Origin of the sequence: Gymnodinialimonas sp. 202GB13-11 (assembly GCF_040932485.1) — a bacterium.
Classification (GTDB): domain Bacteria; phylum Pseudomonadota; class Alphaproteobacteria; order Rhodobacterales; family Rhodobacteraceae; genus Gymnodinialimonas; species Gymnodinialimonas hymeniacidonis.
Window position 1 is genome coordinate 2,779,623 of the sequence record NZ_JBFRBH010000001.1, and the last position, 13,607, is coordinate 2,793,229.

General features: G+C 62.0%; 20 protein-coding genes. 12 read left to right on the forward strand and 8 right to left on the reverse strand.

The genetic code is table 11. The annotated features are described in order from the left end of the window. Positions 1 to 222 precede the first annotated feature (222 nt). Positions 223 to 780, forward strand: coding sequence for a hypothetical protein (locus tag V8J81_RS14055; RefSeq protein ID WP_368476378.1), 558 nt, complete (start codon positions 223 to 225; stop codon positions 778 to 780). Between the two features lie 73 nt (positions 781 to 853). Here V8J81_RS14055 and V8J81_RS14060 read toward each other — a convergent pair whose 3' ends face one another. The 5 genes from V8J81_RS14060 to V8J81_RS14080 form a co-directional block, all read right to left on the reverse strand. Then, the gene (locus tag V8J81_RS14060; protein WP_439649897.1) at positions 854 to 1,423 is read right to left on the reverse strand and encodes a F0F1 ATP synthase subunit B; all 570 of its coding nucleotides are present in this window, start codon (positions 1,421 to 1,423) and stop codon (positions 854 to 856) included. 5 nt (positions 1,424 to 1,428) lie between these two features. Then, on the reverse strand, positions 1,429 to 2,013 hold the full coding sequence (locus V8J81_RS14065; RefSeq protein WP_368476380.1) for a F0F1 ATP synthase subunit B': 585 nt from the start codon (positions 2,011 to 2,013) through the stop codon (positions 1,429 to 1,431). Between the two features lie 81 nt (positions 2,014 to 2,094). Continuing rightward, positions 2,095 to 2,331, reverse strand: a complete 237-nt coding sequence (locus tag V8J81_RS14070; protein ID WP_368476381.1) for a F0F1 ATP synthase subunit C — start codon at positions 2,329 to 2,331, stop codon at positions 2,095 to 2,097. A gap of 58 nt (positions 2,332 to 2,389) precedes the next feature. Beyond that, positions 2,390 to 3,136: a F0F1 ATP synthase subunit A gene (locus V8J81_RS14075; RefSeq protein WP_368477651.1), complete on the reverse strand. Its 747-nt coding sequence runs from the start codon at positions 3,134 to 3,136 to the stop codon at positions 2,390 to 2,392. A gap of 91 nt (positions 3,137 to 3,227) precedes the next feature. Further along, positions 3,228 to 3,560, reverse strand: a complete 333-nt coding sequence (locus V8J81_RS14080; protein ID WP_368476382.1) for an AtpZ/AtpI family protein — start codon at positions 3,558 to 3,560, stop codon at positions 3,228 to 3,230. A 197-nt stretch (positions 3,561 to 3,757) separates the two neighbouring features. Here V8J81_RS14080 and V8J81_RS14085 point away from each other — a divergent pair, with 197 nt between their 5' ends. Together V8J81_RS14085 and V8J81_RS14090 are read left to right on the forward strand one after the other, a co-directional pair. After that, positions 3,758 to 4,087, forward strand: coding sequence for an ArsR/SmtB family transcription factor (locus V8J81_RS14085; RefSeq protein ID WP_368476383.1), 330 nt, complete (start codon positions 3,758 to 3,760; stop codon positions 4,085 to 4,087). 103 nt (positions 4,088 to 4,190) lie between these two features. After that, a complete protein-coding gene (locus V8J81_RS14090; RefSeq protein ID WP_368476384.1) occupies positions 4,191 to 4,856 on the forward strand; it encodes a hypothetical protein in 666 nt (221 codons plus the stop codon). 261 nt (positions 4,857 to 5,117) lie between these two features. Here V8J81_RS14090 and V8J81_RS14095 read toward each other — a convergent pair whose 3' ends face one another. The 3 genes from V8J81_RS14095 to V8J81_RS14105 form a co-directional block, all read right to left on the reverse strand. Further along, positions 5,118 to 5,600: a ClbS/DfsB family four-helix bundle protein gene (locus tag V8J81_RS14095; protein WP_368476385.1), complete on the reverse strand. Its 483-nt coding sequence runs from the start codon at positions 5,598 to 5,600 to the stop codon at positions 5,118 to 5,120. 162 nt (positions 5,601 to 5,762) lie between these two features. Continuing rightward, positions 5,763 to 6,650 carry a DMT family transporter gene (locus tag V8J81_RS14100; protein WP_368476386.1) on the reverse strand — a complete coding sequence of 296 codons (888 nt, stop codon included), beginning with the start codon at positions 6,648 to 6,650 and terminating at the stop codon, positions 5,763 to 5,765. A 126-nt stretch (positions 6,651 to 6,776) separates the two neighbouring features. Next, entirely contained in the window at positions 6,777 to 7,655 is an 879-nt protein-coding gene (locus V8J81_RS14105) for a LysR family transcriptional regulator (RefSeq protein WP_368476387.1), read from the reverse strand. Between the two features lie 199 nt (positions 7,656 to 7,854). Between V8J81_RS14105 and V8J81_RS14110 the strand changes: the two genes are divergently transcribed. From V8J81_RS14110 to V8J81_RS14150, 9 genes are all read left to right on the forward strand, one after another. Continuing rightward, positions 7,855 to 8,436 carry an FMN-dependent NADH-azoreductase gene (locus V8J81_RS14110; protein WP_368476388.1) on the forward strand — a complete coding sequence of 194 codons (582 nt, stop codon included), beginning with the start codon at positions 7,855 to 7,857 and terminating at the stop codon, positions 8,434 to 8,436. Continuing rightward, a complete protein-coding gene (locus V8J81_RS14115) occupies positions 8,433 to 8,789 on the forward strand; it encodes a DoxX family protein (RefSeq protein WP_368476389.1) in 357 nt (118 codons plus the stop codon). The genes V8J81_RS14110 and V8J81_RS14115 overlap by 4 nt, the downstream gene beginning before the upstream one ends. Before the next feature lie 61 nt (positions 8,790 to 8,850). Then, positions 8,851 to 9,363, forward strand: coding sequence for a hypothetical protein (locus V8J81_RS14120; RefSeq protein ID WP_368476390.1), 513 nt, complete (start codon positions 8,851 to 8,853; stop codon positions 9,361 to 9,363). Between the two features lie 380 nt (positions 9,364 to 9,743). Next, positions 9,744 to 9,920, forward strand: coding sequence for a hypothetical protein (locus V8J81_RS14125; RefSeq protein WP_368476391.1), 177 nt, complete (start codon positions 9,744 to 9,746; stop codon positions 9,918 to 9,920). Positions 9,921 to 10,072: 152 nt separating this feature from the next. After that, the gene (locus V8J81_RS14130) at positions 10,073 to 10,411 is read left to right on the forward strand and encodes a hypothetical protein (protein WP_368476392.1); all 339 of its coding nucleotides are present in this window, start codon (positions 10,073 to 10,075) and stop codon (positions 10,409 to 10,411) included. A 3-nt stretch (positions 10,412 to 10,414) separates the two neighbouring features. Further along, on the forward strand, positions 10,415 to 11,914 hold the full coding sequence (ffh, locus tag V8J81_RS14135; protein ID WP_368476393.1) for a signal recognition particle protein: 1,500 nt from the start codon (positions 10,415 to 10,417) through the stop codon (positions 11,912 to 11,914). Continuing rightward, positions 11,911 to 12,471, forward strand: coding sequence for a GNAT family N-acetyltransferase (locus V8J81_RS14140; RefSeq protein ID WP_368476394.1), 561 nt, complete (start codon positions 11,911 to 11,913; stop codon positions 12,469 to 12,471). The genes ffh and V8J81_RS14140 overlap by 4 nt, the downstream gene beginning before the upstream one ends. Positions 12,472 to 12,559: 88 nt before the next feature. Further along, positions 12,560 to 13,099 carry a GNAT family N-acetyltransferase gene (locus V8J81_RS14145; protein WP_368476395.1) on the forward strand — a complete coding sequence of 180 codons (540 nt, stop codon included), beginning with the start codon at positions 12,560 to 12,562 and terminating at the stop codon, positions 13,097 to 13,099. After that, positions 13,096 to 13,605 carry a GNAT family N-acetyltransferase gene (locus V8J81_RS14150; protein ID WP_368476396.1) on the forward strand — a complete coding sequence of 170 codons (510 nt, stop codon included), beginning with the start codon at positions 13,096 to 13,098 and terminating at the stop codon, positions 13,603 to 13,605. Before V8J81_RS14145 ends, V8J81_RS14150 begins: the two co-directional genes overlap by 4 nt. Positions 13,606 to 13,607: the final 2 nt, after the last annotated feature.

Consider the following 13,607-nt stretch of genomic DNA (forward strand, 5'->3'; position numbering starts at 1 on the left):
CCCACCCTCGCACCCGCGCCTTGACGGGGCAGACCTGCCCCTCAAGCGCTTCTCAGCAAAAGTAAATTCTGAAATAGCAGCCACCCAATTCGCCAGGATAGTGCAAGGCGGGATGGTGCGACGGGGCGGGCGGGTGGGCGGCGCGCCATCCCGCCGCCCTTGCCGCAAAGCCATTCCGACGGCTACCCTTCATCCCACATTTTCATTATCCGGAGATTTTCCATGCGCGCCGCCTTCCTGACTGCCCTCCTCCTTACCCCACTGCCCGCCACCGCCGACGACATTACCGATGCACTGCATGCCGCCATCACATCATACGAGGCCGGCGATGTGGGTGAGGCATTGGAAGAAATCACCTACGCCACACAGCTACTGAATGCTTTGCAGGCGCAGGGCTTCTCCGCGTATCTGCCCGAACCGCTTAGCGGCTGGACACGCGAGATTGACGAAAACGCAGGCGCATCGCTTGGCTTTATCGGTGGCGGAACGGCGGCGGCGGCCACCTATTCCGGGCCGTCCGGTCAGTTCACCATCACCATGATGGCAGACAACCCGATGGTCATGTCCATGGCAGGCATCCTCGGCAATTCCGGGCTAATGGCCACGATGGGAACGATTGAACGGATCAACCGCGAGAATTTCCTCAACGACAACGGCGATCTGTCTGGACTCATCGGCAACCGTATCCTGATCCAGGCCGAAGGCGGCAGCAATCTGGACGATGTCATCGCACACCTCGAGATGATCGACTTCGACGAATTGGCGCGGTTCGGAAACTGACCTCTGCTTGTCAAAAGAAAAGGCCCCGTCGCAATGTGACGAGGCCTTTTGATCTTTTGCTCGGAAGCAGCGCTTAGTGCAGCTGACGTTCCACCTCAGCAATCGCGTCGTCGATCATCTTGTTCTGATCGGCCGCCTTCGTGCCCTTTGCAATCACCTCGGCCGCAGCCGCCACAGCGACAGACGCCGCCTGATCGCGCACCGCGCGGTTGGCCTTCTGCTCGGCGCTGGCAATTTGGTCTTCCGCCGCCGCCAAGCGACGCGCGATGGACCGTTCGATCTCACCCTTGGCCTGTTCCGCTGCGTCTTCCGCATTGGCGCGGGCTTCGGCCACAATCCGCTGGCTCTGCTCTTCCACTTCGCGCGCCTTGCGCTCGTAGGAGGCCAGAAGCGTCTGCGCCTCTTCGCGCAGGGCGCGGGCCTCATCCAATTCCGCCTTGATGCCTTCCGCGCGCTTGTCGAGCATTCCACCCAACATCGCCGGCACACCGAAATAGAAGATGATGCCAAGGAAGGTCAGGAAGCCAATGGCCACAACCCAGTCGGTGTTGAACAGCGACACAAGGCCATAGCCGGGCTCATAATCGCCAGCCGCCATTGCTGGCGTGGCCAGAGCGATCAGTGCAATCGTCAGATACCGCATGTCTCTCACCCCTGCACCCGCGCCGACACTGCGGCAGAAACCGCGTCAGCATCCACATCCTGTCCCGGCGCCAGGGCCTGAACGATTTCGGCAGCCACGTCGCGCGCGACCTCTTCGGCGGTGGCAACGGCACCCGCCTGGATCTCGGCAATCCGTGCAGTCGACTCTGCCGTCTTCGCGGCAATCTCGGCATCGGCCTTGTCAATCTCGACCTGCAAGTTCGCCTGAATTTCGTCACGGGTTTCCTGGCTGATGCGCTGCGCTTCTGCGCGGGCATTGGCCAGAGCCGTGTTGTAGCTTTCCTCGGCCTCAGCGGCTTGACGCTTGAGGTCCTCGGCGGCGGCCAAGTCGTTGGTCAACGTCCCCTGCCGTTCCGCAATCACCGCCGAGATGCGCGGCAAGGCGATCTTCGACAGGATCAGGTAAATCGCGACCAGCGTCACAACCAACCAGAACACCTGGTTGTCGAACGTGGCAAAGTCCAGTTGCGGCATACCGGGGGCATCACCGGCACCGTGATCGGTTCCGATAGCAACCTCTAGGCCGGCTTCAGCACCGCCATGGCCTGTATTTTCGGCATCGTCTGCCATGATATCCTCCAACCGGGTCGTTTACGTGGCGCGCCACCACAAGGATGGCGCGCCCGACGTAAGGATCGTCTTCGCTAAGTTTTAGACAGCGAACATCAGCAGCAGCGCGACGAGGAAGGCAAAGATGCCCAGTGCCTCGGCGAACGCGATGCCGATGAAGAGGGTTGCGGTCTGACCAGCAGCCGCGGAGGGGTTGCGCAGGGCGCCGGCGAGGAAGTTGCCGGCCACGTGGCCCACACCGATGGCAGCTGCGCCCGAGCCGATGGCTGCGAGGCCTGCACCGATGAATTGACCCATGCTTGCGATATCGCCTTCCATAACAGTTCTCCTTACGTTGGAAGTTGCGTTCTCCCGAGGCGCCTCGCCCCGAGAAGAATTAGTGATGCGGGTGAAGCGCGTCCTTCAGATAGACGCACGTCAGAATGGTAAACACGTAGGCTTGGATGGCCGAGACGAGCACTTCAAGGCCGTAGATCGCCACAACCCCAAGGATCGGCGCGATACCGGCTAGGCCCAATGCGCCCGCGAAGCCGGCGAACACTTTCAGAACCGCGTGGCCCGCCATGACGTTGCCCGCCAGACGAATGGAGTGGCTGACGGGGCGCACGAAGTATGAGATCAACTCGATGATCGCGAGGATCGGGCGCAGCACCAGCGGCGCGGACGACACCCAGAACAGGCTCAGGAAGCCAGCGCCGTTCTTCACGAAGCCCAGGATCGTCACGGTCAGGAACACCGCACCCGCCAGGATCGCCGTCACGGCAATATGCGAAGTCGTTGTGAAGCTGCCGGGGATCAGGCCAAGGAAGTTGGCGCACAGAATGTAAAGGAACAGCGTGAAGATGTAGGGGAAATACGGCAGCGCATCCTTGCCTGCGACGTCTTCCACCATGTTGCGCACGAAGCCATAGGCCAATTCTGCGATCGACTGGCTCCGCGACGGGATCACCGCGCGACCGCGCGTGCCAACCACCATCAGCAACACAACCGCCAGCACGGCCAAGCCGAACCACAATGTCGCATTGGTGATCGAGAACATGCTGACCGCACCATCACCGAACAGCGGCGAGACGATGAACTGATCCATCGGGTGGATCGACAGCCCGCCCTCATAATCGTCCATCAGCGCCGCGATGAACGCGATGATCGCCAGACCGAACAGAACAAAGCCAACAACCTTGCCGCCACCGCTCTTGGTCTGCGAATTCGTGCTTTCAGTCGCCATCCTGCGTCTCCGTCCCTGCCCGCTTCTCTGCGGCCTGTTGAACCTCTTTCGCCGAGCGGATCATGGTTTTGACCCCGGCGATAAAGCCCAGAAGTATGAACACGATCATCAGCCACGGCGTGGTGCCGAATGCCCAATCGAGCCCGTATCCAATTCCAAAGCCAATCGCCATGCCGGCCACCAGCTCGATCACCATCCGCCACGCAAGTTGCGCTTGGGAGTAGTGCTCCTCCATGTGCTTGCGCTCCGGCTCAGCCTTGGACTTCGCCGCCGCGATCCGCGCTTCCAGCGCGCGCATGCGGTCTTCGTCACTCTCGGCCATGCCTGAAACACCCACTTGGGGAAGTTGCGCGGAACCTATGCAGCGCCCGGGTCAGAGTCAACGTATCGGTTGAGCATCTATCTAACTGACAAATAATAACAATTTTCCGGTGCGACAGTCACGCCGCACCCGTTCCGCTGCAAACCCATATTCAACCATCTGGTTGACGATTGCGCCCGAACCCGCCTAATCGCCCCATGGTCGCCACGCTCGATACCGTCTTTGCCGCCCTCGCGGACCCGACCCGCCGCGCCATCCTCTCGATGCTGTTGGAGGATGACATGGCCGTCACAGACGTGGCCGAGCCGTTCGAGATGAGCCTCGCCGCGATCTCCAAGCACCTCAACGTGCTGACCAATGCGGGGCTCATCACCCAGGAAAAACGTGGCCGCGTGAAATGGTGCAAGCTGGAGCCCGACGCGATGAAAGCCGCCTCCGTCTGGATGCAGGGCTTCGGCCAGTTCGAGCCGGTGAACCTCGACGCGTTCGAGGCGTTTCTGGAAAAAGAGTTTCGAGACGACCCGTAGGGCGGCATTTGTCCCGCCGCGCACCCGTGGGAGACCACAGGAAAACCGGCAAAGACCGAATCCCGCAACGATGCTAACCTTTCGTCCAAAAGGATCTCATCCCATGCGCCTCACCCTCGCCGCCCTTCTCGCCCTCGCTGCCTCTCCCGCCTTCTCTCAGGCCACCTGCACGGAACCGACCGGTCCTATCGAGACCTGCCTTGTCGGCGCGTGGATCGGTGGCAGCACCATCCCTGTGGCGTTGGAACAGGCCATGCGGTCGATGCCCGATACAGTGCGCGCCAATTTCAACGATCTGGGCCGCCCTGTCGGCATGGTCATCTACGACGATGGCTTCTTCGAGACATTCCCCATCGGCGCGAACGGCGTCACCGCCACCCGCGACGATGACGGCAATGTCACCACATTCGAGATGGCGGGTCAGACCGTCACCACAGTGGGCTACATCTCTGCTCTCGGCGGCACGCTCGACATGTGCTTCCTGCCCGGCGCGCAGGGTGATCTAAGGGGGGAAATGACGGTCACAACCTCTGATGGATCCAGCACAACACGGCTCTTCGCCGTGCCCGAAAACAGCTTCAACCCGGTCATTACCTATACCTGCTCCGGCGACCGCATGACCCAAACTGTGGCTCTGCCCGAGCCATTGGGCGCAATCGTCTATGACCTCTCCCGCGTGCCCGACGATCTTTTCGAGACGGTCATGCAATGGACGACAGAAGACTTGGAAGGCGAAGGAGGCGACGACGGTTCCGACGCTACAGAATAAGCGCAACGGGCCGGCTACTGTAATGCAGCCGGCCCGTTGCGAGCTTTAGACCAGTCCTGCCAATCGCAGGATCACGATAACGACGACGATAACGCCGATGATGTAAAAAATACTGCGCATGATCTATCCTCCGTTAGACGAGGTTGATGACGGCAATGACGACAACGACGAGGCCGATGATGGTAAAGATCGAACGCATGGTATTTTCCTTTCATTCTGTGCCGGGGCAACGCGGCACCGGCTGAAAGGGTTCCAAAAGACTTATTCTGCTTTCAGCCGCGCCCGCACATATTTCGCCGCAGATCTGAAATGGCTTGGTCCCGCGGCTTCCGCATACCGTCCCCGCGTCCAGCCCGTCCCACCCGGCATGGGCCCAGCGTAAAGCGTGTCCTCGTCCTGCGCCGCGATCCAGTCGCGCAGCCGCGCCGCCTCGCGCGTCAGCGTCTCGCGCGCCTTTGGGAATGGCACACCCGCGTATCGCTCCCGAAGCCCCGCATTATAGGGCTTTAGCGCATTCCACTTCACCCCATGGTCTGGCATCTGGGCGTCTTCCCCCTCTTCCAGCCACTGGAAATAAAGGCCAATCCAATGCGCCCGGTGAGTCAGGATATCCTTGATACTGGTGTCGTCCGCATCCTTGGCCTCCGCCAGATCATCCGGCACGTCCTCCAACAAGGCGGATAGCTTGCGCCATTCCTTGTCGTGAACCTCCAAGAGGGCGGCTTTTGTTGTGGCAGCAGGCATCGGAAAGCTCCTTTCCCGCCCATCCTATCCACGCCACTTGAGCCCCACCTTGATCCGCCTCAATTCGGGCGGACACGGGTTAACAAAAAGGTAAAGGAAATACCGATTACTTATGAAACACAGTAGCTTAACCCTTGTGTGCAACCTTGCACACCTTCCCCCTCATTCCTTCAACAGCATGGCCAGCGCCAGCACCGTCAGCCCGATCCCCACCAGTACCAGTCCCCCCGGCACCGGCTGACCCAGCGCGATCTCCCACAAGATCACCCATGTCGGCGTGAGGTAGGTGTAGGCCATCACCTTCGAGGACGGCAGCCGCATCGACGCAAACTGGATCAGAAACACCGTCGCAGCGCTCGCAAAAATCGCCACATAGCCAATCGCCACCCAAACCATCGGCCGCAAACCTGCCCAATCCGTCGCCGCAATATCCCCCACACCCCACACGGCAATGCAAGCCGCACAGGCCACCAGCGTCAGGAACGAGAACACCAATACCGGCTCCCCCCGGTTCAGCTTGCGCACCATCGGCGTGTAGATCGCGTGGGCAATACAACCGACGAAGTAAATCGCCTCCCCCCGCCCCACCTCGAACGCCAGCAATGCCGACAGATCCGCGCGAAAGATCACCCAAGCGGCTCCCACAGCCCCAATCGCCAAAGCCGCCGCAATCCGCCCACTCATCACTTGCCGCAGCAACAGCCAGCCAAACAAGGCCGACATCAAAGGCGTCAACGTGAACACAGCCGCAGCTGAAACCGGCGGCGCGGTCTTCAACCCCTCGAACATCAAGACGAAGTAGATCGCGAACAAACCACCCAGGATCAGATAGCGCCATGGCGCCACCAGCGCTGGCCGCACAGCCCCGCCCCGCGCCCAGACCACAGCGCCCATAATCACAGCCGCAATCGCGAACCGCACCGCGTTCAACGCTGTCGGCGCAATCTCTGCTGCAACTTGTCCGCCCAAGCTGAACGAGCCCGCAACCAGCGCCGAGAACAGCAGCATCGCCAGATGTCCGCCCCGCGCCGTGCCAATCGCCGCGCTCATCTTTGTTCCCAAAAAATGCGCGGGGGGAGCGTCAGCAGGGGGCAGACAACCCCCTTCCACCTGAAAAGCAGGGGCGCCTTACCCGTCGGACAAGGCACCACCGTCGGCCGCTTCGGGCGCAAGGCATCAGTCAACGGGCCAAGTCTTCACTTCATCCTTCAGGTGCCGCACGAAGGTCTGCACCTTCGCCGTGCGGTGCAGGTCCATATGCGTGACCAGCCAGATCTTGGCGGTCCAATCCTCTAAAGGCGGCAGCACTTCAATCAAGTCACCCGTCCGGTCCAGATCCCACGAGGCGACAAAGCCTATCCCGATCCCCGCCAGAACGGCCTCTTTCACTGCCACCATGGACGAGGCACGGAAGAAGATCGAACTTCCCGGCACATTTTCGTTCAGCCACCGGAAATAGGGCGCCCGCGGCGTTTCCTCGGTGGTGCCCACAAACCGATGCTCCGCCACGTTGTCGCCAGTCAGCATTCCGAACCGGTTCACGTAGCTGCGGCTGGCCACCAGTTTCAGGGTCTGGGTGAAGAAGGGCTGGACAATATTGTCCGGCTGATCGGGCAGTTTGCCCGCTCGGATAGCCACATGCGCCTCGCCATACTCCAGCCGAAACAACCGCGCGTCCGAGATCAGGCGCACGCGCAGGTCGGAGTGCTTTTCCTGAAACCGCGCCACCGTCGGGACCAGCAATGGCGACAATGCCCCGAGCGACGTCACAATCAACTCGCCCGTCACCTCATCGCCGCGGCCCTTGATCCGGCCCGCAAGCTGGGTGAACTGATCGTCGGTCTGCCCGGCGACAGAAAGCAGATCTTGCCCGGCTTCGGTCGCCGTATATCCGCGCGCATGGCGTTGGAACAGTTTCGCACCCAACCGCCCTTCAAGCGAGTCGATGTGGCGAATGACCGTGGCATGGTGCACACCCAAGGCTTCTGCCGCGCCGGACACGGTCCCCAGTTTGGCCACCTGAAACGCCGTTCGCACCTCATCCCAATTGTCCATGGTTCTGTGCGCCCTTTCACAAAGATCAGCATTTCCACGACCATGCGCGCACAAATCGCACATTGCAACGCCCGGAAACTAGAGGGTTCGCCCGCCATGTGCGCGAATGAACAGAATAACTGCGAAATCGTCGAATTGTGAATTCATGCGCAGATTGCATCTTCCTGCATATCGAATTCATCCAACAAGGACCCGACCGATGACAGATACACTCCTCCGCATCGATGCCTCCGCCCGCCGCGACGGCTCGATCTCCCGCGATCTGACCGACAAGGTCATTGACCGCCTCGCACCCGTTCAGACCATCACCCGTGACCTCGCCCATGGCCTGCCGCTTCTGGATGAGGCATGGGTCGGCGCAAACTTCACGCCAGCTGATCAACGCACGCCGGATCAGGCCGAAAAGCTCGCCCTCTCCGACACGTTGGTGGCCGAAATCAAGTCTGCCGATACACTCGTCATTGGCGTGCCGATCTACAATTTCGGTGTGCCTGCCGCTCTGAAGGCTTGGGTCGATCAGGTTGCCCGTGCTGGCGTCACATTCAAATACACCGAAAACGGCCCGCAGGGCCTGCTCTCAGGCAAGCGCGCCATCCTTGTCGTGGCGTCCGGCGGGACAGAGGCCGGGTCCGAAATCGACTTCGCCACCAACTACATGCGCCATGTTCTGGGCTTTATCGGTATCAAAGACGTAAGTGTCGTCACCGCTGACCGTCTGATGGTCGATGCCGAAGTCGCGATTTCGAAAGCCAATGCGCAGGTGGAGGCGCTGGCAGCATGATCGGCAAATACCTCCCCCTCGCGGTAAAGGCCTTGTTGACGCTCGCCTTCGTTGCAGCAGGCGCCGCCAAGCTGATCGGGGCCGAGATGATGGTCGCCACCTTCGACGCCATCGGATGGGGCCAATGGTTCCGCTATCTCACCGGCGTGATCGAGGTTGGCGCGGCCATCCTTCTTTGGGTGCCCGGAAAGCAAATCATCGGGGCCGCCCTTTTGGTCGCCACAATGATCAGCGCCGTGGCCTTCCACCTGCTTGTGCTCGGCCCCTCGGCCCTGCCCGCTGCAATCCTTGGCGTGCTCGCGGCGTACATCCTCTATGTGCATCGCGGCCAGTTGAGCGGCCAGACTGCCTGAAGCAAACATCGCCCGCCGCGCATGATTTGTGCGGCGGGCGATCCGTGCTAGCTTTTCATCCATGCGCTGGATCACGACCGCCCTTGCCCTGTGCCTCGCTGCCCCCGCCTCGGCGCAGACTTGCACGCTCGATTTCACCATCGAAGTCACGCAAGGCGTGGGCTTCATAGCACCCGGAACCGAAATTCCCGGCACCGCTGAATTCGTGACCGATGGCCGGACTTTCCGGCAAGAAGGTGGCACCATGGCCCATTTCGCCACGGGCCAGATGACCATCGGCGACGATATCTCGGGCAGGATCTGGACGCTGATCACAACCTCCCGCGGCTCCGCCGCAGACCTGATCGGCGTATACGCCTACGATGTGGAGGGGCTGACTTTCGCGGGCCAAAGCTTCGACGGCCCTATGGCGCTGACCCTGTTCGGCGATCCCGGCACCCGGCCCACCACCGCCCCGCCCGCCTCGCAAGCAGAATGGGACGAAATGAGCCTCCGCCGCTCGTTCACCCTGCACGCGGATGCCGACATGCTGGCAGGCGATGTGGTCGATCTGACCGCGACCTGCACCGGATAACATTGCCGAGTGTGACACCTCATTCGCCTCCAAATATCGTCGAGCAATCTGCCGACAGGCTTGTTGTTCGGCAAAACAATCATCACCGCTATTTCACGCGTCTGGTTGTCGCCTTCACCTTCCTCGGGCTTGCGTTGCTTTTCTTGGTAACGGAACTGATTGCCGTTCCCGCCCTGGTCTATGCCGCGTGCGCTTTCGTTTTGGTGGCGTCCCTTCTGCCTTTCGAGAAGACCGTGACTTTTGATGCCAAGGATCGTTGCATTCTGATCGCCCAACGAGGGCCATTTGGGACGTCCCGCAGAACCATACCTGCAAGCTCACTTGCGTGGATCGGCGCGCGAACATCGAACAGACGTGATCAGCCAACCGGTTTTCAACCAGTGACCCTGACTGTTGGATTGACCGACATTGAAAGTCGCGAGGCGCTGTTTGAGACCTCTCACAAGGATGCGGTGGAGATATTGGCACATCTGGATCGGATCATCGCCATGCCGTGGCGGATTCATACATACCTGCCAGACCGCGAGCCGTTCCTTGTCAGCCCGGCCGAGGATTGACACCGTAAGTTGGCACGCTTATCAGCGCCTTCGAATAGCCGGAAAGCCCTAGCTTCCCGGTCCCGCGCGCGTTCGTAGGATCGCCCCCCGTCAGCGAGTTTCGCCCACGGGGGTAAGTTGCGTTTGGCGCTTGTGATGGATGGTGAGGATGAATGCAAAGTGCATTCGCACGCAAATGGATGAAAGCCAGCCTCTGGGTGCTGGCCGCCTTGGCGTGCCTTGCGCTCGCCGGGCTGGTCATCCACGGCCTCGATCTCTGCACGGGCGGTCCGTTCTCGGGCTTCAACGAGGGCACGTCGCGGCCGTGGTCCTGCGCCTACAGCCCCGATTGGCTTGGCGCACTCACGGGCGAGGCCGCGATCATCATGCTGTTTTTCTGGTGGGCCATCGTCCCCATATGTCTGGCAATCTGGCTGTTGCCACCTGCAATCGCCGAAGCCATCGCGCGGATGCGCGTCAGGAAAGACAATGCGCGGATGCGCAAGGAGTGATCCATGTTTGAGAATCTCTCAGAACGCCTTTCAGGCGTCTTCGACCGCCTCACCAAACAGGGCGCCCTGTCGGAGGATGACGTCCGCACCGCCATGCGCGAAGTGCGCGTCGCCCTGTTGGAAGCCGACGTCTCCCTCCCCGTCGCGCGCTCCTTCGTCAAGGCGGTCGAGAAGAAAGCCACCGGCGCCGCCGTCACCAAATCCGTGACCCCCGGCCAGCAGGTCATCAAGATCGTCCATGACGAGCTGATCGCCACCCTCACCGGCGACAGCGACCCCGGCAAACTGAAAATCGATAACCCGCCCGCGCCGATCCTGATGGTCGGCCTCCAAGGCTCGGGCAAGACGACGACCACCGCCAAACTCGCCAAACGCCTGAAAGATCGCGAGGGCAAGAAGGTCCTGATGGCCTCGCTCGACACCAACCGCCCCGCGGCCATGGAACAACTCGCCATCCTCGGCGTCCAGATCGGCGTCGACACGCTCCCCATCGTGCCCGGCGAAGACCCCGTCCAGATCGCCAAGCGCGCCAAGACACAAGCCTCCCTCGCGGGCTACGACGTCTACATGCTCGACACCGCCGGTCGGTTGCACATCGATCAGGAACTCATCGCCCAGGCCGCCGCCGTCCGCGACGTGGCGCAACCCCGCGAAACCCTTCTGGTTGTCGACGGCCTCACCGGCCAGGACGCCGTGAACGTCGCCACCGAGTTCGACGACAAGATCGGCGTCTCGGGCGTTGTCCTCACCCGGATGGACGGCGATGGCCGCGGCGGTGCGGCGCTCTCGATGCGCCAGATCACCGGCAAACCCATCCGTTTCGTCGGCCTCGGCGAAAAGATGGACGCCATCGAGACCTTTGAGCCCGAACGCATCGCGGGCCGCATCCTCGGCATGGGCGACATCGTCGCCCTCGTCGAGAAAGCGCAGGAAACCCTTGAGGCCGAACAGGCCGAGCGCATGATGAAGCGCTTCCAGAAGGGCATGTTCAACATGAACGACCTGCGCAGCCAGCTTGAGCAGATGCAGAAGATGGGCGGCATGCAGGGCATGATGGGGATGATGCCCGGCATGGCCAAAATGTCGAAGCAGATCGAGGATGCGGGCTTTGACGACACAATGGTCAAACGCCAGATCGCGCTCATCAATTCGATGACCAAACGCGAACGCGCCAACCCGCAGCTTCTGCAAGCCTCCCGCAAGAAGCGCATCGCCAAGGGCGCGGGGCAGGAAGTCTCCGACCTTAACAAGCTTCTGAAGATGCAGCGGCAGATGGCCGACGCGATGAAGAAGCTCGGCAAGATGGGCAAGAAGGGCATGATGAAGGGCGGCCTCGGCGCGCTCATGGGCCGTGGTGGCGGAATGCCCCCGGGTATGCCCGCAGGCATGGACCCCTCCAAGATGGACCCCGCCGCGCTTGAACAGGCCATGAAGGGCATGGGCGGTGGCCTTCCGGGTGGCATGCCCGGCCTTCCCGGTCTCGGGGGCGACAAGAAGAAGTGACCGCGCACCGCTGCACCCAGGCACCCACCGGTGCCGCAGCCAAGGCTGCCACCTCCCACCGGGACTCCATCCCGGTGCTGGAGACCGCGCGCCTGCGCCTCCGCGCGCCCACGCTTGATGACCTGCCCGCCTGGACCGCGATCTTCGCCGCGCCGCCGTTTGAGGCCGACGCCGAAGAAGCCTGGACGGAGTTCAGCTATTACACCGCCGGTTGGATGCTGCACGGCCACGGCCTTTGGGCGGTCGAACTGCACGACGGCACGCTGGTGGGTTTCACCCATGTCGGCCTCGAATGGGGCGACGATGAACCCGAGCTTGGTTGGATGTACCTGGCCGAGCACCACGGCCAGGGCTACGCCACCGAGGCCGCCAAAGCCGCCCGCGATTTCGGCCTGTCGCTCCTGCCCACATGCGTCAGCTACATCGACCCCGACAACGCCGCATCCAGCGCCGTCGCGCGCCGCTTGGGCGCAGAGCGCGATGCCACCGCCGAGTCGCAAATCGCGGAAACCGAAAACGTCACCATCGAGGTCTGGCGCCACGGAGATGCCGCATGACCTTACACATCCGCGCGCAACTCACAGCTTTATCCACGGTTTCCGGGCCAAATCGCAGCACTTTCGGAACATCCACCGGAGGTCGCGCATGATTCCCCGCCTTGTGGATATCCCCCAGCTTGAGACCGAGCGCCTCATCCTGCGCGCCCCGCAGGCCAGTGATTTCGACGTGCTCGCCCCCTTCGTCATGTCCGACCGCGCCAGCTTCATCGGCGGCGGCACCGACAAGGATATCAGCCACGCCTGGCGTATCCTCGCGATCCTCTCGGGCCACTGGCACCTGCGCGGCTACGGCGTCTACGTGCTGGTTCCCAAAGGCTCCGACACACCCATCGGTTCCATGGGCCCGTGGAACCCCGAAGGCTGGCCGGAACCCGAACTCAGCTGGACGATCTGGGACGCGGACGCCGAGGGCAAAGGCTACGCGTTCGAAGCCATGACCGAGATCCGCCGCTACGCCTATGACGTGCTCGGATGGGACACCGCCGTCAGCTATATCGACGCCGCCAATACGCGCTCCATCGCGCTGGCCGAGCGCATGGGCTGCGTGATCGACGAAAGCGCAAACGGCCCGCATCCCGACGACGTCGTCTACCGCCACCCTGCCTTCGCAGAGGTGCTGGCATGATCCCCGTCCTCCACACAGAGCGCCTCACCCTCCGCGGCCCCGAAGCGCGCGACTACTCCGCCTTCCGCGACTTCTTCCTGTCCGACCGCTCGCAATACACCGGCGGTCCGTACGAAGATGCGAAGAAGGCGTGGCTCCTCTTCGCCGCCGAGCTTGGCCACTGGCAGTTGCGCGGCTTCGGCATGTGGACAGTCGAACTGGAAGGCGACCCCATCGGCCTCGTCGGCTGCTGGTATCCCGATCAATGGCCAGAGCGTGAAATCGGCTGGCTGATCTGGGAGGAACATGAGGGCAAGGGATACGCCTATGACGCGGCTCTTGCCGCCCGTGCCCAATGCTACGGCCCCTTTGGTTGGGACACCGCCGTCAGCTACATCCACCGCGACAATGCCCGGTCCATCGCGCTGGCCGAACGGCTCGGCTGCACCATCGACAATGCGGCGCAGCACCCTAACCCCGACGCACTGGTCTTCCGCCATCCGTCCCCTTCGGAGGTTGCGGCATGAGC